Annotated in this window: 23 protein-coding genes and 1 tRNA gene; 18 read left to right on the top strand and 6 right to left on the bottom strand. The window is 37.8% G+C overall.

All coding sequences use genetic code 11. The features are described from left to right. Nucleotides 1–66: 66 nt before the first annotated feature. Together IHV10_RS04820 and IHV10_RS04825 are read left to right on the top strand one after the other, a co-directional pair. The gene (locus IHV10_RS04820; protein WP_197127566.1) at nt 67–294 is read left to right on the top strand and encodes a hypothetical protein; all 228 of its coding nucleotides are present in this window, start codon (nt 67–69) and stop codon (nt 292–294) included. 44 nt (nt 295–338) lie between these two features. Beyond that, nucleotides 339–1,253: an MBL fold metallo-hydrolase gene (locus IHV10_RS04825; protein WP_197127567.1), complete on the top strand. Its 915-nt coding sequence runs from the start codon at nt 339–341 to the stop codon at nt 1,251–1,253. Here the strand turns inward: IHV10_RS04825 and IHV10_RS04830 are convergent. From IHV10_RS04830 to IHV10_RS04845, 4 genes are all read right to left on the bottom strand, one after another. Further along, complete coding sequence (locus tag IHV10_RS04830) at nt 1,225–1,920, bottom strand: YetF domain-containing protein (RefSeq protein ID WP_197127568.1); 696 nt, start codon at nt 1,918–1,920, stop codon at nt 1,225–1,227. The genes IHV10_RS04825 and IHV10_RS04830 overlap by 29 nt on opposite strands. Nucleotides 1,921–2,002: 82 nt before the next feature. Continuing rightward, the gene (locus IHV10_RS04835; RefSeq protein ID WP_197127569.1) at nt 2,003–2,437 is read right to left on the bottom strand and encodes a GNAT family N-acetyltransferase; all 435 of its coding nucleotides are present in this window, start codon (nt 2,435–2,437) and stop codon (nt 2,003–2,005) included. 5 nt (nt 2,438–2,442) lie between these two features. After that, a complete protein-coding gene (locus tag IHV10_RS04840) occupies nt 2,443–2,958 on the bottom strand; it encodes a YjcG family protein (RefSeq protein ID WP_197127570.1) in 516 nt (171 codons plus the stop codon). A gap of 59 nt (nt 2,959–3,017) precedes the next feature. After that, nucleotides 3,018–3,749, bottom strand: a complete 732-nt coding sequence (locus IHV10_RS04845) for an alpha/beta hydrolase (protein WP_197127571.1) — start codon at nt 3,747–3,749, stop codon at nt 3,018–3,020. Between the two features lie 141 nt (nt 3,750–3,890). Here IHV10_RS04845 and IHV10_RS04850 point away from each other — a divergent pair, with 141 nt between their 5' ends. Continuing rightward, nucleotides 3,891–4,448: a phosphatidylglycerophosphatase A family protein gene (locus tag IHV10_RS04850; protein ID WP_197127572.1), complete on the top strand. Its 558-nt coding sequence runs from the start codon at nt 3,891–3,893 to the stop codon at nt 4,446–4,448. A 53-nt stretch (nt 4,449–4,501) separates the two neighbouring features. On the opposite strand, the gene IHV10_RS04855 is transcribed toward IHV10_RS04850, so the two are convergent. Beyond that, nucleotides 4,502–5,158 carry a hypothetical protein gene (locus IHV10_RS04855; protein ID WP_197127573.1) on the bottom strand — a complete coding sequence of 219 codons (657 nt, stop codon included), beginning with the start codon at nt 5,156–5,158 and terminating at the stop codon, nt 4,502–4,504. A gap of 245 nt (nt 5,159–5,403) precedes the next feature. Between IHV10_RS04855 and IHV10_RS04860 the strand changes: the two genes are divergently transcribed. Both IHV10_RS04860 and IHV10_RS04865 read left to right on the top strand, forming a co-directional pair. Beyond that, nucleotides 5,404–5,769, top strand: coding sequence for a hypothetical protein (locus tag IHV10_RS04860; RefSeq protein ID WP_197127574.1), 366 nt, complete (start codon nt 5,404–5,406; stop codon nt 5,767–5,769). A 142-nt stretch (nt 5,770–5,911) separates the two neighbouring features. After that, nucleotides 5,912–5,987 (top strand) — tRNA-Val (locus IHV10_RS04865). A gap of 71 nt (nt 5,988–6,058) precedes the next feature. On the opposite strand, the gene IHV10_RS04870 is transcribed toward IHV10_RS04865, so the two are convergent. Beyond that, nucleotides 6,059–7,384 (bottom strand): short-chain fatty acid transporter, encoded by a 1,326-nt coding sequence (locus IHV10_RS04870; protein ID WP_197127575.1) that lies wholly within the window; start codon nt 7,382–7,384, stop codon nt 6,059–6,061. A gap of 175 nt (nt 7,385–7,559) precedes the next feature. Here IHV10_RS04870 and IHV10_RS04875 point away from each other — a divergent pair, with 175 nt between their 5' ends. The 13 genes from IHV10_RS04875 to lhgO all read left to right on the top strand — a co-directional run bounded on the left by IHV10_RS04875 (nt 7,560) and on the right by lhgO (nt 20,972). After that, on the top strand, nt 7,560–8,009 hold the full coding sequence (locus IHV10_RS04875; protein WP_231618128.1) for a CotD family spore coat protein: 450 nt from the start codon (nt 7,560–7,562) through the stop codon (nt 8,007–8,009). Nucleotides 8,010–8,201: 192 nt separating this feature from the next. Further along, nucleotides 8,202–9,878 carry a sigma-54 interaction domain-containing protein gene (locus IHV10_RS04880; RefSeq protein WP_197127576.1) on the top strand — a complete coding sequence of 559 codons (1,677 nt, stop codon included), beginning with the start codon at nt 8,202–8,204 and terminating at the stop codon, nt 9,876–9,878. Between the two features lie 391 nt (nt 9,879–10,269). Next, nucleotides 10,270–11,418, top strand: coding sequence for an acyl-CoA dehydrogenase family protein (locus tag IHV10_RS04885; RefSeq protein ID WP_197127577.1), 1,149 nt, complete (start codon nt 10,270–10,272; stop codon nt 11,416–11,418). A 34-nt stretch (nt 11,419–11,452) separates the two neighbouring features. Continuing rightward, nucleotides 11,453–12,730, top strand: a complete 1,278-nt coding sequence (locus tag IHV10_RS04890; RefSeq protein WP_197127578.1) for an MFS transporter — start codon at nt 11,453–11,455, stop codon at nt 12,728–12,730. Nucleotides 12,731–12,770: 40 nt separating this feature from the next. Beyond that, on the top strand, nt 12,771–14,393 hold the full coding sequence (locus IHV10_RS04895) for a long-chain-fatty-acid--CoA ligase (protein ID WP_197127579.1): 1,623 nt from the start codon (nt 12,771–12,773) through the stop codon (nt 14,391–14,393). Continuing rightward, nucleotides 14,386–15,279, top strand: a complete 894-nt coding sequence (locus IHV10_RS04900) for a 3-hydroxyacyl-CoA dehydrogenase family protein (RefSeq protein WP_197127580.1) — start codon at nt 14,386–14,388, stop codon at nt 15,277–15,279. The genes IHV10_RS04895 and IHV10_RS04900 overlap by 8 nt, the downstream gene beginning before the upstream one ends. Nucleotides 15,280–15,363: 84 nt before the next feature. Continuing rightward, on the top strand, nt 15,364–15,771 hold the full coding sequence (locus IHV10_RS04905; RefSeq protein ID WP_197127581.1) for a PaaI family thioesterase: 408 nt from the start codon (nt 15,364–15,366) through the stop codon (nt 15,769–15,771). A 1-nt stretch (nt 15,772) separates the two neighbouring features. Beyond that, nucleotides 15,773–16,948 carry a thiolase family protein gene (locus IHV10_RS04910; protein WP_197127582.1) on the top strand — a complete coding sequence of 392 codons (1,176 nt, stop codon included), beginning with the start codon at nt 15,773–15,775 and terminating at the stop codon, nt 16,946–16,948. Nucleotides 16,949–16,950: 2 nt separating this feature from the next. Beyond that, nucleotides 16,951–17,733: an enoyl-CoA hydratase/isomerase family protein gene (locus tag IHV10_RS04915; RefSeq protein WP_197127583.1), complete on the top strand. Its 783-nt coding sequence runs from the start codon at nt 16,951–16,953 to the stop codon at nt 17,731–17,733. A gap of 26 nt (nt 17,734–17,759) precedes the next feature. Continuing rightward, nucleotides 17,760–18,161 (top strand): PaaI family thioesterase, encoded by a 402-nt coding sequence (locus tag IHV10_RS04920; RefSeq protein ID WP_197127584.1) that lies wholly within the window; start codon nt 17,760–17,762, stop codon nt 18,159–18,161. A 50-nt stretch (nt 18,162–18,211) separates the two neighbouring features. Further along, nucleotides 18,212–18,538, top strand: a complete 327-nt coding sequence (locus tag IHV10_RS04925; protein ID WP_197127585.1) for a DUF3870 domain-containing protein — start codon at nt 18,212–18,214, stop codon at nt 18,536–18,538. A 259-nt stretch (nt 18,539–18,797) separates the two neighbouring features. Further along, nucleotides 18,798–19,733 (top strand): glutarate dioxygenase GlaH, encoded by a 936-nt coding sequence (glaH, locus tag IHV10_RS04930; RefSeq protein WP_197127586.1) that lies wholly within the window; start codon nt 18,798–18,800, stop codon nt 19,731–19,733. A gap of 27 nt (nt 19,734–19,760) precedes the next feature. Beyond that, on the top strand, nt 19,761–20,972 hold the full coding sequence (lhgO, locus tag IHV10_RS04935) for an L-2-hydroxyglutarate oxidase (RefSeq protein ID WP_197127587.1): 1,212 nt from the start codon (nt 19,761–19,763) through the stop codon (nt 20,970–20,972). The last annotated feature ends 30 nt before the right edge of the window (nt 20,973–21,002 follow it).

Raw genomic sequence — 21,002 nt, forward strand, 5'->3', positions numbered from 1 at the left:
AGAAAACATAGAATTAAAAGGAATAGGGTAAGAAATATAGAAGTAATGATAAAGGAGAGGATATCGATGGGGTATATCTTGCCGTACCTACCAATTCAGCAGCTGCAATATGCTAGTCGGATGGAAAAAGCTGAGAGAGGATTGCCTGTTGTTGCTAGTGTTCCTCCAATTCAAAATGATGATGTACGTTCATTTCAGCACAAGAAGAGATTGACATTTGAAGAAAAGCGTTCTTTTGATCAGATTTTAAGTGAAATGGAAGGCAAAGGGAATATAATTAACGAAACCATCTGATGGTTTCTTTTTTTGTTCATAACATATGACTTGGAGGTTTTATAGTGGAATTTATTGAACTTTCGACTGACTGTTATTACTTCAAGGGTGCTGTTAACATAGGGTATATTGTAAATAATGATAAAAGCAAAGGAATGTTAATAGATGCTGGTCTGGAAACATCAGCAGCCAAAAAAGTGATAAAGCAACTTCAAAATGAAAAGCTTCCGTTAACTCATCTATTTATTACTCATGCACATGCAGACCATTTTGGAGGAGCTTTGTACATACAACAAAATTATGATGTACATACAATCGCCCCTGCTCTAGAAGAAGCAATTATGAGGAATCCTGTACTAGAACCGATCTACTTATCTCATGGAAATTACCCGTTAAAGGAAATGCGGAATAAATTTTTAGAAGCACCAGCTATACGTGTTGATGAAATTTGCTCGGAAGGATATATAGAACGATTTCCAGAAGTTCACTTTATTCATCTTCCAGGTCATAGTTATAATCAACATGGCATCTTATTCCGCGGTATTTTATATGCTGCAGATGCTTTTTTAGGTATAGATGTACTTGCAAAGCATAAGATTCCTTTTATAGTTGACGCACGTCAGAATATAGAGACATTACGAAAACTTAAAGAAATTGAAGTGGAAGGTATGGTCCCTGGACATGGAAGTTTTGTTACCAGATACCAGGAAGTTATTAAAGACAACTTACTTATACACGAAACCATCACTGCGAAAGTACATGAGGAGATCAAACAATCAAGCAGATCTGGAATATCATTAGAGAATTTAGTTGCTGTCATGCTAACAAATTATGAAGTGGCCCCCCCTAACTTAGGAGCTTATTCATTGTTTCGAACGGCCATCTCTGCACATATTATTCAATTGCTAGAGGAGGGAAGTGTAGCATATAAGATTACAAACGGACGGCCAGTTATTTTTTCGGCTTCGTACATGGCATGACTAACAGTTCACCTTCTGAGAATTCTGCATAAACAATACCTTTCACATTGGAGTAGCCTTGTTGCTGTAGCAGCTCATAAAGTTCGCTTTTTGAGAGTCCCGCTGTTGAAAGGTTATCATGGTTAAGCTCACCGTCTAGTATGAGAGTTACAGGGAGTTCAGGCTGTTCTTCAGATCGCAGGTTCAAATCCTGTCTGTTTGGTGGCCCATATTGATACTTAGGCAATATGCTTAAAGATCCATTAGATTCTAATATGGCATATTCAACTTCTCTTAAACCGAAAAATCCTTTTTGTCTAACTAAGTTTTGAAGTTGGTTGATATCGAGCTTGCTCTTTTTGAGCATGTCTCGATCGATTAGTCCGTTACGAATGACGATAGTGGGTGCGCCTTCCAGAAATTTTCGCGTTCCTTTAAATTTCTGAGATATAATTTCAACTACATAGACCATAGAACCCCAGATTACAATGGCATACAAAATAACGAATATAGAAGTCTCATCATCATACATAGCATTACCAACTAATTCACCCAAGAAAATAGACGAGATAAAATCAAAAGGTGTTATCTGTGAAATTTGCGTTTTTCCTAATACTTTTGTTAACAAAAAGAGGGCGATAAACCCTATGATTAATTCAGTTGTCAATTGTCCAACATGAATGTTCATTAACCTTAGTCTCCTCAACGTACGTTTTATTGTACAGTTTTGACGAGATTAGATCGTAATAAACAAAAAAGCATTGAAATCGTCATGACGATTTCAATGCTTTTTTCATAGCGACATGCGGTATATTAGCATCCAGGAAGGGTTCCTTTGATGTTGTAAGGTACCCTAGTTTTTTGTAAAAGTCTTCTGCTTGTGTTTGTGCATATAATATAAGGCTCGGTAAAGAACGTTCGATGGCTGCTGTTTCCATAGCGTTCATGAGTTCTTCACCTAATCCTTTTTTACGATGTGAAGACAATATACAGACTCGTTCTACTTTTCCCTCTCCGTTCACTTCACGAAGCCTTGCTGCACCTATTGGTTTATCACCTTCGTAAAGAACGAAATGCAGGGAGACATCTTCGTTGTTGTCGATTTCTTCTTTTTCATCAATCTGCTGCTCGCGAACAAAAACATCTTTTCTTACAGCTAATGCATCTTGAAATCCTTGTTCGCTCGTTGTATACGTCTTAATCAATCTAATTAAACTCCTTTTCCAAGTCGAAATGTTTCATAGACTGTCCATGAGCCATTATCAAGTTGATAGAGCAGTTGAAAACGATCGATACGTTCTTCATGTTCAATATCAATCATACGCAAACGTTCTAAAACGTCTGAATGCTCTTCATCCGACAGCTTTTGTCCGAGTGTTAAGTGCGGTACAAAGTTGTATGGCTGCTGATGTTCAAGTGGACCGGAATATAACTGCTCATGCAGCGACTTTATCTCTTCAGCTTCATTCACCTTTAAAAAGATAACATTATTAACAGGATGGAAAGATCCTACTTTATTAATCATGATTGAAAACGGATCTATGTTCTTTGCAACAGAAGAAATATAAGAGATATGTTCTTGAATTTCTTCCTCGGTTGCTTCATAAGGCTCCTTAAGTGTGATATGAGGTGCGATAAGGGCATAATGCGGATCATAACGCTTTCGGTAGGAATTCACTTTATCTTGTAGATTTTTTGATGGAAAAATTGCAATGCCGTATTTCATATTTCTTCCTCCCTCATATTTTAAACTAGTATACCAAATATTCTATTTATTTCCCACAGTTACAGGTCGCTGTAAAGAAACCTTAAAGCGGGAATTAAGTCTTTCTGCCAATTTACCCAGAGATGATTTCCTTGAAACTCAGCGTATTCATAATCGAGAGCTAAATTGTTTAAAAGCTTACTCAGCTGTCTGTTTGGAGTTAAGAAATCTTTGGTAATTCCTTCAGGATTCGTAAACTGTTCTTCTTCATCACCTATAGAGTGATAGATGGTCAACGTTTGCATATGTTCTATGGATTCAACGGTATCAATAAGGCTTTCAGGAACATAAGGAGATTGTACAATCACTTTTCCGAACGTATTAGGATACAGAATACTCAGCTTAAATGCTATGTAACCACCTAGAGAATCTCCGATTAAGCCCATGCCTGCACCAAGTTGGAGCGTGTTAAACTTCTCATTAAGATAAGAGGTAAGTTCAAAAGTCATGAATCGAATGTAATTCTCGTGCTTCTCTCCTGTGGGGTCATATTTTGCTTTTCGATCTTCAATTCCTTTATGATTTACACCAACAATGATACAGCTCTGTAAATTTTCTTCTTCCATTAGTCGATCGGCGGTTTTCGCCAGCTTTCCTAACTGAAAGTAGTCTCTGCCATCTTGTGCGATTAGAATAGGGTATTTAACGAGTGGAGTAAACTTAGAAGGCAGGTAGATGAGCAAGTCAATCTCCTCATCCAAGTAGTTGCTGTATATTTTATCATCTGTAATAGAACCTTTAAGTATGGCCATAAAAAGTACCTCCTGTGCTGACTGATCTTTAAATTATAAGCGTTTTCATTCAACTCGTTTTATTGTATCACATAATGATATAATGAAAGAATCAAATCGTTTTGCCATAAGAGATCGAACATTAAGAAGAGGTGAAGTCTGTTGAATAATAGAGTGCACAGTCGAGAAGTTGAAGCAGCGGCTAGAAGGCTGTTGAATGAAAGAGGCGTCACAATTCCTGAAATCGCTGAGATCGTATATGAAATGCAGATCCCATTTTCACCTGGCTTAACGAAAGAAGAGTGTATAGAAAGCGTCGATGCTGTTCTTATGAAGCGCGAGATTCAGCATGCTATTCTAGTCGGAGTAGAACTTGATATACTTGCGGAACAAAGAAAGTTATCTGAACCACTTCAAAGTATCGTTGAACAAGATGAGGGATTGTTTGGAGTAGATGAAACCATTGCACTTGGTGCCGTTTTCGGATATGGATCCATAGCTGTTACAACCTTTGGTCACCTAGACAAATTTAAAATGGGTATTATTCAAAAATTAGATACGAAGATAGCAAATGGGAAAGTGCATACATTCTTGGATGACCTTGTTGCAAGCATTGCTGCTAATGCTTCAAGCCGACTCGCACACAGACTTCGAGATAAGCAGGAGCGGCTTGATGTAGAAGAGATTAAAATACGTGATGAGGAAGAGAAGATAGGATAAGTATTACACAAAAAACACGCCATAATTTCGGCGTGTTTCTTTATTTTTATTAATTACAAGACATCAATAGATACGATATCTAAGAGTGGAAATTTTGTTTGTGCTGCGTTATTAATACGTGCGTAATCTGATTGTACTTCTTCAATTTGTACGCCATTGAACACTCTACCAGCTACGATTAAATCTACGATAACATCTCCATTAGCTAATGTAATCAAGACTGAACGAAGTGTACGACTTGTAACTGTTGGTGTATTAGTTGTAACTAATATAGAATTTTGATCTACTGCAGCAATAGTTGTGAACGGAATATATCTATCAACCGTTGCATTTGTCACTCGAATATAGTCCGATCCAACCTCTCTTATTGTCACATTCGTAAGAAATGCTGCTGCTAGACCCGGAACATAAATATCCACAGTGAATACTCTTGCAAAATCAATTACACGAGCTCTAAAATCAGCACTGTTTACTTCAGGAGTTACCCCCGCGCCTAGTGTATTATCAATGCTTCCAATTTCAAACAGATTGATTAATGCATTAATACCAGTAACTAAGTTGAAAACGCGAATGAAATTACCACCAACTTCTCTAATTGAGACACTATTAAAAGGTGTTACTGCATTCCCTGTGATATAAACATCTACTAGATTTTCACTAGCTAGAGGAATGATTCTGCTTCTTAGCGTGCGGCTTTGGATGATCGCCATATGATTCACCTCCTTGCCGGAACAAACTTTTATAGCAAGACGATGCTCAGTATAAAGATTCCATACTATAATCTATTAATAAAGTAAGAAAGTGTGTAGTGTTCTATCTTGCGTTTATCATAGGTAAACACATATTTATCGATTAATAGGCATGTATCCTATCATTTTCGAAATAAATTAATATGCTATTTAGTATCTGGTATACAGATTGATTAATTTTAAAAATGGATGGGAGGTCAGTAACGATGGGTGACTCTTTATTCCACGGAAAAGAGAAATGTACAAAGCATGATAACACACGCGGTTGTGATAGCTGTGTATGTGATTTCTTTCGTGATCTATCCGACGACATTGATTTTTGTAGCCAAAACTTAAACAGCTTCCTTGTAATCGTCTTAAAAGGAATTGGACCGTTAAGCTTGAATGGAACAACAGATCCTACGTTGTTCAGATTTGTACGTTGGGAACACACAAAGTGCTGTGTTGTGCTTTCTTATGAAGTAACGACGGCAACGGGAACAGCTACTCGTAATCTACTAGTTAACTGTAAAGACATCATAGCTGTAACTTGTGTACAAGACGGAGATCTTGCTGCAGGTACGTTCAACTAATCGTTGATTCAGCCGGGATACTCTCCCGGTGTATACATAAGAAAAGCTGAAGACATCATTGGTTTTTTTACAGAATTAGAAGAAAAGTGTTGTCAAAACTTCTAAAAAGCATATATAATAATTTTTGTTAGACAAAGGCATTGATTCGATAGCTCAGCTGGGAGAGCGCTACCTTGACAGGGTAGAGGTCGGGGGTTCGAACCCCTCTCGAGTCACCATACATAATAAGCAAACCTCCTTAGCGATAAGGAGGTTTTTTTGATCCTTTTTTTTGTTATATTTTAATGTGTTACAGTAGCAAAAACACGGCAGAGATAAAGACCCCTGTAATGATCATCATAACAAGACCATATCCCATGATGTCTTTTGCTTTTAATCCAGCAATAGCTAAAGCAGGAAGCGCATAGAATGGCTGGATCATGTTTGTCCATGCATCACCCCAAGCTACAGCCATAGCCGTTCTTGATAACGAAACGCCTAAGTTTTGTGCTGCTTCTAACATAACAGGTCCTTGAACCGCCCATTGTCCACCGCCAGACGGAACAAAAAAGTTAACGAGACCTGCACTCCATAAAGTAAATAAATGAAAAGTATGTTCGTTTGAAAAGGAAATAAGCATATTGGATAGGACCGCCACAAGTCCCGATGAAGTTACGATTCCCATTAGTCCTGCATAAAAAGGAAACTGAATAATAATTCCGCTCGCATTTTTCACAGCATCCGTAACCGCTTTCAAAAATAACAGCGGTGTTTTATGTAAGATGATACCGATAAAAAGGAATAAAAAGTTTACGATATCTAGATTTAAGCTAAATCCATTTTTCGTGAAATAATAGACTAAGTATGAGATTCCTAATAGCCCTATGAGAATAGATAATAACTGACTATTTTCAAGTCGATCAGCAGGTGTTTGAAGGGTTTCTTCTTTACTTGCTGCCTCATGTGATTTCTTTTCCTCTAACAAAGCGGGATCGATTACAAACGCTTTTTCACTCGGAGGAACCATTACTCTGTTTATGAGCGGTACCATTATGAATAAGCCAGCTAGGATAATTAAGTTGAACGATGAAAAGATTGTCTCACTCGTCGGAACAACTCCCATAATGTTTTCGGTAAAGTGTCCCGGTGTAGCGATTGTTAAGACAACCGAGCCTGATAGACCTCCACTCCATATGATAAAACCACTATAAGCACTTGCGATTAATAACCGGTAGTCGACACCTTTTACTTTCATCGCGATTTCTTTTGCGAATAGAGCACCTATTATAAGTCCGAACCCCCAATTGATCCAGCATGCGACGAGCGCGACTAACGTTACGAGTATGATAGCTTGTCCAGGTGTTTTTGGGATTTTTGCTAAGTAACCTAATAGTTTCTTAAATAGCGGGGAGCTTGCCATAACGTGGCCGGTCACTAATATTAACACCATCTGCATGGAAAACGTTAATAAACTCCAAAAACCTGTACCCCAATAATTAACGATTTGCACAGGAGTGCTATCTGTCGCAAATAGTGCTAAACCACATACGAAGAATGTCAGTAAGATGACCAACAGAAAAGGATCGGGCATATACCTTTGCATCAATCTGTTTGAAAATGAAATTAAAAGTCTCAAATTTCTTCTTCCTCTCCTCATAAATGATATTTGAATAGTATGTATTTCAAGTACAGTTCGATTAATTTCTACAAAATCCTTTTAATACTTATTGATAAATGGACGAACTTTTTAAGTCGTCCTACATAAAATATAGAGAAATAGGATATAAGGTTTTTGAAAGGAGAACATTTTTTTGGCTTTATTTAAACGCCCTGGCATTTTTGCCAAAAAGGGAATGGTTCCTAATATGGGTGCAATGGGACCTACGATGGGAGCAATGGGTCAGATGGCGCCTACGATGGGAGCTATGCAACAGATGCCCCAGATGGGTGGATGTGGATACCCAGCAGTATCACCATCTCAATATTATCCTCCACAAGTTATGCCTGCACAGTTTAGCCCTACGAACCAACAAGTTCAATATAACCAGCAAGATGTATATGTTCCGATGGTTCATCCAACTCAAACGACTCAAGTCAACCAGATGAACTATAAATATGTACATTATTTTCCTCAGAACACGAACGTCGTAAACCAAGCAACGCAGCAAAACCTTTGTGGAACGGTCCAACCCATCATGGCACCTTGTCCCCCGCCATGCCCTCCTCCATGTGGTCCATGTGGTCCTTGGAGAAAGAAGTAATAGTGAAGCTGTCGACACGGTCGGCAGCTTTCATTATTTCGACTAGTACACTCCACACGTTATAGATTTTTGAATAATTAAACTTTTCTAACTATAATGAATAAAAAATAGTATGATTAAACAATCGGCTAATAGAAAAACCATTAGTTTACTTTTAAAGAGTTTGCAGACGACTTCTAAGGAGGGACATACATGTCAGTAGTATTGGAGAAGGACACGATTTCTTTTTTCTATATAGAAGCAACTCTAAACAATGTAATCTTAATAATGAATGATCGATTGAAAGAAGAAATAAACAACACTGTTATAAATGAATCAATTGAAACAGTATTCGATGAGTGGAAACCAACATCAGGAGGCAATTTAATTCAAGCTCGTTTGAAGGATAAGAACTTTATTTTTATTAAAGATAAAATATCAGGTAATAGGTTTGTATACGTAGGAATCGTTTCTGCTGAATTGGAAAAGAAGTCTGAAGAAGTGAAAGAACTTCAGAGATTGAATCTTCACCTTGATGCTATCATTGAAAGTTCATACGATGGCATTTATATAACAGATAAAGACGGAATTACGTTACGGACAAACTCTGCCATTGAACGAATAACAGGAATACCAAAGGAATATTACATAAATAAAAAAGTGGATGATCTAGTGAAAAGAGGAATTCTTGAAAACTCGATCACAGATAAAGTCATCCAAAAGAAGAAAAGTGTCACACACATTCAATTAAGCTATTCTGGACGCGAAACTCTGCTTACAGGAAATCCTGTTTTTAATGAAAACGGTGAAGTTGAAAGTGTCGTTACCAATATACGTGATCTATCTGAATTAAACAGTTTACAAAAAGCACTTAGTCAGGCGAATAAGTTAAACGAAAGTTACCAAAAAGAAATAGAACGCTTAAAAGGGAGCGCATCTTTATTTGGTGGAAAAACAGTTGTTGAGGCGGATCAGATGAAACTTATCTACGATACAGCGAGTCGAATTGCGGATGTATCGGCAACTGTACTTATTTTAGGAGAAACTGGGGTAGGTAAGGATGTACTGGCAAAGTACATCTATAATAAAAGCGAGAGAAAAAGAAGTGGCACGTTTGTTAAAGTAAATTGTGGTGCTATTCCTCCTGATCTCTTAGAATCTGAATTGTTTGGGTATGCACCGGGAGCCTTTACAGGTGCAAACAAACAGGGAAAACCAGGTTTGTTTGAATTAGCTGATAAAGGCGTATTATTTTTAGATGAAGTTGGAGAGATGCCGTCGAACCTTCAGGTGAAACTGTTAAAAGTTATTCAAGAAAAAGAGATTCAACGTGTTGGCGGAACAGTAACTAAGAAAGTGGATGTACGTATTATTGCTGCTACGAACCGTAACTTAAAAGAGATGGTGCAACTGGGAACGTTTAGAGAGGATTTATTTTATCGACTAAATGTTGTTCCTTTATTCATACCAGCCCTTCGTGAAAGAAGGAAAGAGATCCCTAGTTTAATTTCATTATTTTTGGAACAAATTAACCAAAAGTACAACACAGCAAAAGTAATAGATTCAGAGCTCAATGCTTTTTTTTACAAGTATTCTTTTCCGGGTAATATAAGAGAGCTTTCAAATGTATTAGAGCAGCTTGTCCTTCTTAACAGTGAGGATTTATTGGGACTGAGACATTTACCAGAGGAATATCAGTCAAGTAAAGCTTCAATGAATGAAACAGAAATTCAAACATTAAAAGAAGTTGTTGAACATGCAGAAAGAAAATATTTAAGTCAAGCAGCAATCAATTACACAACCACCTATGAACTTGCTAAAGCTCTTGATACAAGTCAGCCCACAATCGTAAGAAAACTAAAAAAATATAATATCCGTTTAAATGAGTAATTCGAGCCACTTCTTTTTGGAAGGGGCTTTTTGCTTTTAATAGTTATCAATGATTCATTTTTGAATCATTGATTCTTTTTTAAATCATAGAAGGAATATCCAATTTGTTGCGATTTTGATTCATTTATGAATTCCGCTCTTTTTACTCATATTGTTATTCATGTTATTCATGTTATTGACAGATTAGTGCGGGAAAGATTCCCGAAACTTCTGCGACGGCTCGCCGGACAACACGCGGATAGCGATCATGTGATACGGAGATCAGCACTTTATAGAGAAATCATGTATCTGATTTGCAGAAAAATGAACATTCTCTAGAGTTGGCATGGAAATTGCATATCTGTTAACTAAGAACTTTTTCTTAATTTTTGTATTCAAAAGGAGGAAGAAAATGATTACGACATTAGCCCCAGAAATTGAACAGATGAAACAAATGGTGAAAAACTTTGTTGAAAACGAGGTAGAGCCTTATGCTCAACAAATTGAAGAGGATGATAAGATACCGCAACATTTGGTAGAACAAGCAAAAGAACTTGGTTTATTCGGGATGAGTATACCAGAGGAATATGGAGGAATCGGTTTAAATACAGTTGGAAAAGCAACGGTGCTAGAACAGCTTGGACGCACTCACAATGGATTTGTGAGTTTAATAGGTGCTCATACCGGCATCGGAAGTACGGGACTTGTAAAACTTGCATCGGAAGAGCTCAAGCAGAAATACTTACCAGCGATGGCGACAGGTGATAGGATCGCTGCGTTTGCTCTATCTGAACCTGGTGCTGGATCTGATGCGACCAACTTATCAACTCGAGCTGTAAAAAATGGTGATAAATGGGTCTTGAATGGAACGAAACACTTTATTACCAATGCTCCGATCGCCGATTTTTTCACAGTCTTTGCTTTAACAGATAAAGAAAAAGGGGCTAAAGGCGGAATAACTGCCTTTTTGATTGAGAGGAATTCACCTGGATTTAGTATAGGGAAAAAAGATAAAAAAATGGGTTTACGTGGATCTTATACAGCGCAACTCATATTTGAAGATTGTGAAGTACCTGAAGAGAACGTGATTGGTGAAGTTGGTATGGGCTATATGTCTGCTTTAAAGATATTGGGAGAGGGACGAATAGGATTAGCTGCAAGAGCAGTAGGTTCATGTGACAAACTGATCGAGCTCTCTGCATCTTATGCAAAGGAACGGAAACAGTTTGGAAAACCGATTGCTGATAATCAAGCTATTCAATGGATGTTAGCAGATATGGCAACCGAAACGGAAGCCGCTCGCTTGTTAACGTTGAAAGCAGCGCAAATGGTCGATGAAGGAAAGAAAGTGATTAAAGAAGCTTCTATGGCTAAATTATTTGCAAGTGATGTGTTCAATAGAGTGGCCGATAAAGCTGTTCAAATTCATGGCGGAATGGGTTACGTTTCCGATTATCCTGTTGAGCGGTTCTACAGAGATGCAAGGATCACAAAGATTTATGAAGGGACCAATGAGATTCAACGGTTAATTATCTCGAGAAGAATTCTTGAAGAAAATTAAAATCCTTATCTAAATTACAGAAATGAGGGATTATATGCGTTGGATCGTCCTCGTTTTATTATTCTTTGGAATGATCATTAATTTTGCAGACAAGTCTATTATTGGACTTGCTGCAGCTCCAATTATGGAGGACTTTAATCTTTCCTATACGGAATGGGGTCTTGTTGGGAGCAGCTATTACTGGTTGTATCCGGTAACAGGTATATTTGGAGCAGCCTGGGCTGACAGAATAGGAGCAAAGAAAGTATTAGGATTACTGATGTTAACATGGGCAGTTCTGCAATTTGGAGTGTTAGCGATCACTGCCTTACCGTTATTAATTGCTTATCGTATCCTACTTGGAGCATTTGAGGGACCATTCAGCCCAGTGGCATATAGTCATGCGAATAAGTGGTTTCCTCCTAAACTGCGAGGTCTTGCTAATTCAGTAGTCGTATCAGGTGCAACAGTAGGTGCCATGGTGGTTGCCCCTATTCTTGTGGCATTGATTAGCACGTTGGGATGGAAACCTGCTTTTGCTTGTTTAGGTGCTGCAAGTATCGTTTGGGCGGTTGCTTTTCATTTTTTTACGAAAGAAAATCCATTGAAAGTATTTGAAGAAAAGGAGAAGAAGCGAAAGGAGAAACTAGAAAAAATCAATCTAAGAGATTTTGGCAGATTACTGCTATCTCCTTCTGCATTATTTACAACACTCGCTTACTTTTCAACCTATTTCCTGGTCGTTTGGATCGCGGTTTGGCTGCCGATCTATTTAGTGGAAGTTGTGGAAATGACATCTAAGCAAATGGGTTTAGCCGTGATGATTATCGGTATAGTGTCCACGTTTATCTATATCGGAGTGTCTTTTATTTCTGATCATCTATACAAGAAAAATGAGAATTGGCGGATTTCCAGAGTTTATGTTGTAGGAATCTCTATGGTGATTGGAGCGTTATTAATGGCTTCTATTACCTTTTATCAAAATCCGGTATGGGTAATTATAGCCATGTGTTTGTCTAAGGGGTTAACTTATGCAATTTTACCAATTGGCCCAACCATTATGATCAACGAGATGCCAGAACGAGGAGGTTTAATGACCAGTATCCTCACTTCATCTGGCAATCTTGCAGGTATAATCGCGCCAATCATTACTGGGTATATTATTGCGATCTCCGATTCTAGTAAGATTACCGGATATAACTATTCTGTGCTGTTTATGGCTTTTCTCGTATTGACTTTTGCACTGCTGTTTCTACTATTTGTTAAACCTGATTCCACGTACAAGGAAAGATCACAGGGTCAGATGGAAGTGTTAGAAAAGAAGGTCAATTAGTCTGATATGAATCTCGTAATTTTGTTGGGAGGGAATACGAATGAACGAGATCCAGAACCGTCCATGGGACAAATACTACCGAGATGTGAACGAAGCAATAGTGTTTCCAGAAGTATCACTCTACTCATTTTTAGCAGACTCAGAAAACAAATATGGAGACCAACCCGCTATAACCTTTAATGATCAAGTTATCACGTATTCGGAATTAAAGAACAAGACAGATCGATTAGCAAACAGTTGGAGAGACCGAGGTTTTGAAAAAGGTGAACGTATCGGTTTGATGTTAGGCAATCACCCTGATTATATCGTTTCTTACTATGCGGCCATGTCGTTAGGGTTAATCATTGTTCAAATTAACCCTTCTTATACACCAAGAGAATTTCTGCAAATTTTGGACGATGCAAAAGTTTCTTATATTGTTGCAGATAATCGGTCATTGCAAACCATCTATGAGATTGAAGAATTCTACCCTTTTAAATACGTTATGACATCCAAGGTAAAAAAACAAAAAACAGATTACTTTCTTACCTTGGACGAGCTCATTGAACAAGGTTCACCATTATACTGCCCAGTCGAGATCAAGGCTAAAGATGATATAGCTGTCATTCAATACACAGGTGGGACGACAGGTAAAATAAAAGGTGCCATGTTAACTCATCATAATTTAACAACGAATGCGTATCAGAGTTTTACGATGTATAGACAAAAATATATTCCAGGTAAAGAAACGGTCTTAACCGTAACACCGCTTTATCATGTTTATGCGATGACGAGTGCAATGAATGTGGGCATTTTCTTAGGAGCTAACCTGTTATTATTGGACAAGTTTGATATCGATAAAATGATGCAGGCGATAAAAAAATACAGACCTACTGTTTTTCCAGGTGTTCCTAAAATGTATATTTCAATCGCTAATTACCCAAATGCAGAGCAGTTTGGATTAAACAGCTTGAAAATATGTTCTTCAGGATCAGCTCCTCTTCCTGTAGAAGTAATTAGAAGATTTGAAGAGGTTTCTGGCGCGACAATTCTAGAAGGATTCGGAATGTCTGAAACATCTCCTACCACCCATCGAACTCCGATCAATGGAAAACGGAAGGTAGGAAGCATCGGTATTCCAGTTCCAGAAACCGATTGCTGTATAACGGATAATGAGCATAACCTTCTCGAACCAAACTACGTAGGTGAGCTGTTGATCAGAGGTCCTCAAGTTATGAAAGGGTATTGGAACAATGAATCCGAAACGAAACATGCGATTGTGAATGGTTGGCTCCGCACGGGTGATTTAGCAACGATGGATCATGATGGGTACTTTTATATCGTCGGAAGAAAAAAAGAAATGATTATTTTTGGTGGATTTAATATTTATCCGCAAGAAATTGAAAGCGTTTTATATGATCATGAAGATGTGAAGGAAGCAGCTGTAGTAGGCATTCCAGATGAAATACATGATGAGATCGTAAAAGCGTATGTTGTCCCTAAAGAAGGACGAACTATAGACACCGATGCACTGAAAAGTCATTGTTACTCCAATCTTACTCCATATAAAGTGCCAAAGAGTATTGAAGTGAGAGAAAGTCTCCCTAGGAATGGAGTAGGCAAGTTATTAAAAAGACTATTAGTTAAAGAAGAGATGGAAAAAGGAGTGAGAGTGAATGAATAATATGTCCATTCAAAGAGTAGCAGTCGTAGGTTCAGGTGCGATGGGATCACAGATTGCAATGGTATGTGCACTAGCTGGGTATCCTGTCGTACTGCAAGATGTTCGTGAAGAAAGTCTTGTTAAAGGAAAAGAGCAATTGAAGAAGCAGATGGAAAAAAGAGTAACAAAAGGGAAGTTAACATCAAACGAGGTGAAGCAGGCGTTTAATCTCATTACCTTTACTACTTCTTTAGATGAGTTATCAGAAGCGGATCTTGTTATAGAAGCAATCATTGAAAAGTTAGACGCGAAGAAAGAATTGTTTCAAAACGTAGAAAAAATAGTTTCAGAACAGACGATACTGGCAACAAATAGTTCAACGATTGTAAGCTCAAAAATTGCAGAAGCTGTAAGTCGACCAGAGAATGTATGTAATATTCATTTTTTCAACCCTGCACTTGTTATGGAACTTGTTGAAGTAGTAAAAGGACCACATACGTCGAATCAAACTTCTGAAAGATGTATGGATTTTGTTCGAAGCATCAATAAAGCCCCTGTATTGCTAAAAAAAGAAATTTCAGGATTTATTGCGAACCGAATCTTAGGAAAACTTATGGATGAAGCACTTTTTCTATATGAGAATGGTTATGCGACACATGACGAAATTGACTTAGTCTGCAAAAAAGCGCTCAATCATCCAATCGGTCCGTTTGCTTTAATGGATTTAACAGGTTTAGACGTTAATTATTATGTTCGAATGCAGAGGTTTGAGGAAAGTGGAGATGAAAACGAAAAGCCTTCAAAAGTTGTAGCTGAAAAAGTAAGAAAAGGAGAATTAGGTAAAAAAACAGGTAAAGGATTTTATGAATACGATGAAAAAGGAAGAAAAGTAGAAGTAGTTTTATAGTATTTATCTCTCCCATCAGTCTATCGGGCGTGAAGCACCCTGTTCTTCTTCAGTTCTTAAAAATGGTTACGGGAGAATGAAATCATGATAAACGAAAGAAATTATAATTCACATTCAGCATTCTTTAATCATCTAGGAATAAAGAGGGAACCAAATGAGAATAAGAATGTCATCATATCACTCAATATGAAAGAAGAGCATTGTAATGAGTCAGGAGTGTTATCAAATGGAATCTATTATACCCTGCTTGATATAGCACTTGGGACTTCGATTACAGAAATGAAAAATTGCTTTACGATAACGATTAACATGCATGTTCAAGTATATGAAAACAGGTATGTAGAGCAACTTACATGCAAAGGACGTTCTATTAATATAACCGGAAATATTGGAAGTGGAGTAGGAGACATATTTGATGAGAATGGAAATCATTGTGCTTCAGGTTCGGCTACTTTCAAAATCATTTCGGCAGGAGGGGAGCGTAAATACTAAAATGACTACACCTGTTATTGTGTCAGCTGTTAGAACAGCAATCGGCAAACAAGGAGGGGCTTTGGCGACACTTCCTTACTATATGTTCGGAGCAGAAGTAATGAGAGAGGCAGTGAGAAGAGCAGAAATTCAGCATCACGAGATCGATGATGTAATTTTTGGGAATTGTTTAAGTGGAGGAGGAAATCCAGCACGAATGACGTTATTACAAGCTGGAATACCATTTGAAGTACCTGGTATGACGATTGACCGTCAATGTGGTACAGGCATTAATGCAGTTGCTCTTGCAGCAGATCTTATCAAGGCTGGAAGAGGAAGTGTGTATTTAACTGGAGGAGTAGAAAGCATGTCCCGTTCTCCCTATCTATTATCACCAGCAACTAGAACGTATGACCGAAATCCTCCACAATTTATTAAGAGAAAACTCTCTCCTGACGACATTGGCGACCCACCAATGGGCATCACAGCTGAAAATGTTGCTGAAAAATATAAGATTACAAGAAAAGAACAAGACGAATATGCAGCTGAAAGTCAAAGACGTATGGCAAGGGCGATGAAAGAGGGATTGTTTGATAAGCAAATCGTACCTATTGAGATAAGAGGTAAGAAAGAAACATATGTTTTTAAACAAGATGAACATCCTCGCCATTCAACAACTATAGAAAGTTTATCCCCTCTTTCACCTGTATTTAAAGAGGGTGGAACGGTTACAGCTGGAAATGCATCAGGTGTGAATGACGGTGCGTCTGCATTAGTGATGATGTCTCATGATGAAGCCCAGAAGCGCCATTTAACAGTACTTGCTGCAGTTGTAGATTCACAAGTTGCAGGAGTAGATCCAAATATGATGGGTATGGGTCCGGTTCCTGCAGTTAGAAAACTACTAAAACGAAACCAATTGTCGATCAAGGATATAGATTTTGTGGAATTGAACGAAGCATTTGCATCCCAAGTCCTAGCATGTAACCGTGAGTTGGAGATTCCAAAAGAAAAATTAAATGTTAACGGTGGTGCTATCGCGCATGGCCATCCAATTGCAGCGACCGGAGGGATTTTAATAACGAAAGCGGTCTATCATATGAATAAGACACGTGCCAAACGTGCGATTGTTACGGCATGTATCGGTGGTGGGCAAGGGATAGCGATTTTATTAGAAAATACAAACGAGGTGAAGTAATCATGCAAACCTTTCAAAATATTATTGTTGAAAAATCTAATCAGCTCGCCTATCTAATTATAAACTTACCCGAACAGCGAAATGCGTTGGGTAAAGAAACGCTCTTAGAGATAAAGAAAGCGTTGGATGAGTTAAAGAACGATGATCAAATTTACTGTATCGTATTTACAGGGAAAGGAGACAAATCATTTGCAGCAGGAGCAGATATTAGTCAGTTGAAAGACCGTGAGCCTTTAGATGTTTTCAATCCAGATGGAATGCAAGAAACGTATGATTATATTGAAGGGTTTGAGAAGCCAACTATTGCTATGATAAATGGATATGCTTTAGGCGGAGGATGCGAGCTTGCAATGGCATGTGATATTAGAATAGCTTCTCAAGATGCCAAACTTGGTCTTCCTGAATTGAATTTAGGTATTATTCCAAGTGCAGGGGGAACACAACGATTAGCGCGTTTAATCGGAAAAGGAAAAGCGATGGAACTTATACTGACTGGAAAAATAATATCGGCAGATGAAGCGGAAAGAATTGGCCTCGTGTCCGAAGTTGCACCAGCTAGACAATTGAAAGAATCCGTAGAGAGAACGGCACATCAAATCATATCTAAAGGACCGCTGGCAGTTAAGTTTGCTAAATTAGCCATTCATGCCGGTTATGATTCTGATATGAAAGCTGGATTATTAATAGAAAAGCTGGCTCAAGCTGTTTTATTTTCAACCGAAGATAAAAAGGAAGGAACAAGGGCTTTTCTTGAGAAAAGAGCTCCTGAATTCATGTCTAGATAGAAACGAAGGAAGAAGGGACAAACGATATGCCATTAACAATCGATGAAATCCACAAAGAATTTGCGCATTGTCCATACCTTCACCACTTAGGTATAGAGATCGTATCTTTTGAAGAAGAAAATGTGAGGATAAAATTAAAAATAAAGAATGAATTGTTGAATACGAATGGTACCCTTCATGGGGGTGTATATGCCTCCATCATTGACTTCGTTCAAAGTATGCATCTTCGCTCTGTTACAAAGACGAGGTGTGTGACGATGAGTTTAACCGTTCATTTTACGGCACCAGTCAAAACAGGCTACATATATGCAGAGGCTCATATTATTTCTAAAGGTCATAAGACCGCTTTTGTGGATGGGGTAATTAAAGATGAGTACGGAAATGTTGTTTCAAAAGGAACAGGGACTTTTAAGTTGATTCATGTGTAGGAATAGTTGCATGAGGATGAAAGATAACACTTCAAATCTAGGAGGTGGTGATGTTGGAACGAACTAGAATGATTGCAGGTCATGCGAAGCTTCCTCAAGGTATGTCGGCGAGTGAAATTCATCAAACATTAACAGTTACTATTGAAACGGATCATCAGTACTGGGTGATTCTAAATGCTTCATGTACTTTGTCAACGCAACATGCTCAAAGTTTTTTTAGTAGTTTATTAAAAGGGTTTAGTCTCATGGATGGGTGTGATCCCATTGTGAATACGATCGAAAGAAATTATCACGGAAAGGCAAAAACGGCATTAATAACGGCGGTAAAAGATGCCTATAAACAATATAGTGCAATAAGAGCAAAAACAGAGGTCTGATGGACTTGTTAAATTTCTGATTATTCAATTTATTTATTGACACAAGATAAAAACTGATTTAAAATGATATAAATATTACCCGTAGGTTGGTGTCCCCTACCACGTCTAGTAATAGTTAGTATGCAACTTATAATTAATAATAACTGTTAAGTCTATCGGACTTTTACCAAAAGCCAAAAGTAGACTACAAGCCAGTTTTATCATTTCCTAATGAAATGGTACAACTGGCTATTTTTGTGGAAAAAAAGGAGGAAGAAAAATGAGCGTAACTAAAGAAAATGAGAAAACATTTGTAGGAACATACGGTACTTTTAAGGTGAATAGTCATCCGAATCATCAACGACTATATCATCTAGTCATTGAAAAAGATTCATTATTAGCATTTTTGACTGAAAATCAACTAGTGAATGCACAACAATTAGAGTACGTTCCTTATATGAGACTCGTATTATCGCAATCATTGGAAAGACACTTAGGTAGTTCATTTTCTGATACCGTTCGTTCCATATTACACGATCGGAATACAGGTGGTTTTACAGTCGGAATGCAAGGGTTAACTCAAAATTATGATGAGTATATTAAATTTTCAACTGCTTTATCTCACTTGATCGGAGGGGTAAACTTTGATGCGATGTCAGGAACCTACTACGCTAGATTTACAGTTAAAGATACAGACGAAAGTGATTCCTACTTAAGGCAAGCATATCGACGTTTTACTCTTCATACAGATGGAACGTTCGTAGATGAACCTACAGATTGGCTTCTAATGATGAAGTTTGCGGAAGAAAATGCGAAAGGTGGAGAGTCTCGGGTTTTACATTTAGATGATTGGGAAGAATTAGACCACTTTTCCAGCCACCCATTAGCAACTTGTCGTATTGAATATAAGGCACCGGCTAGTAAAAATGTTGCAAAGAATGTTTATAATGAAACATTTTTTGAACATAACGGCAAACCATGTATCTGTTTTATTGACCAATTTGCTCATCCAACAACGATGGATCAAGCCGTTTACTTAAAAAATCTTTCTGAGTCTATGGAGAACAGCAAGTACACCATCGACCTCCCTCTCCCTGTTGGAGACCTTGTTATGGTGAACAATACTTTCTGGCTGCATGGCAGAGCTGCATTCGCAAAGAATCCTGAGCTTCATCGTGAATTATTAAGACAAAGAGGTTATTTTGCTAGAGTGTAACAACTACGAACATATCCGGAGGGAAATATGGAAGATATCGTAATTATCGGGGGAGGAATTGTTGGATTATCCACTGCGTACTCATTAAGCAAGAGATTTCCACACGCTCGTCTTAGCGTATTAGAAAAGGAAGATTCATGGTCAAAACATCAGACAGGAAATAACAGCGGTGTAATCCACTCAGGCATTTACTATAAACCAGGAAGTTTAAAAGCTAAGTTTGCAAAAGAAGGAAATAAAGAAATGATAGACTTTTGTCAAAAGTACAATGTGAACTATGAACAATGCGGCAAAGTTATAGTGGCAACGAAACAAGATGAATTGCCGCATATTAAAAATTTGTATCAAAGAGGCATTGCAAACGAGCTTGAGCTATCAATGATTGGTCCAGAACAAATAAAAGAAGAGGAACCATTTGTTCATGGGATACAGGCAGTTAAGGTACCTTCAGCTGGCATTGTAGACTATAAACAAGTATGTTTGACTCTTGTTTCCATTTTAGAAAAGCATGGAGTTGAACTTCTTTTAAATACTGAAGTAAAAAAGATTATTGAAAAAAACGAGCAAGTAGATATTGTCACAAATCAAAAAGATTTCACTTCTAAATATGTTGTGAACTGTGGTGGACTACACAGTGATCGACTTGCTAAAATGACGGGTTTATCACCAGATCTAAAAATAATCCCTTTTAGAGGAGAGTATTTCGAACTTAAACCAGATAAACAGTATTTAGTGAAAAATTTAATATATCCTGTTCCGAATCCAGAGTTTCCTTTTTTAGGTGTGCATTTTACTAGAATGATAAATGGTGGCGTTGAGGCTGGTCCGAATGCCGTTTTAGGATTAAAAAGGGAAGGCTATTTAAAACGTGATATTAACTTTAAAGATGCAACGGAAATCATGCTATATTCAGGTTTTTGGAAGATGGCACGTAAATATTGGAAAGAAGGGACGGTAGAAATTTGGCGATCTTTAAGCAAGAAAGCCTTTGTAAAGAGCCTTCAAGAGCTCGTACCAGACATTCAAGAAAGTGATATAATACCTTCACCATCTGGTGTTAGAGCACAAGCTTTGCGATCTGACGGCTCATTAGTCGATGATTTCTACATTGAACAGAGTAAACGAAGTATTAATGTGTGTAATGCACCTTCTCCAGCAGCTACTGCATGTTTTCCAATCGGAAGAGAAATTGCTAGAAGAGTGCCTGAATTAGAGTATAAACTTTTTGCTGCAAGATAGTTTGGAATGTAAAGAGAAGAGAGTGTAAAA

It is taken from the genome of Fictibacillus sp. 5RED26, from assembly GCF_015903895.1.
In the GTDB taxonomy this organism is placed as follows: Bacteria; Bacillota; Bacilli; order Bacillales; family Fictibacillaceae; genus Fictibacillus; species Fictibacillus phosphorivorans.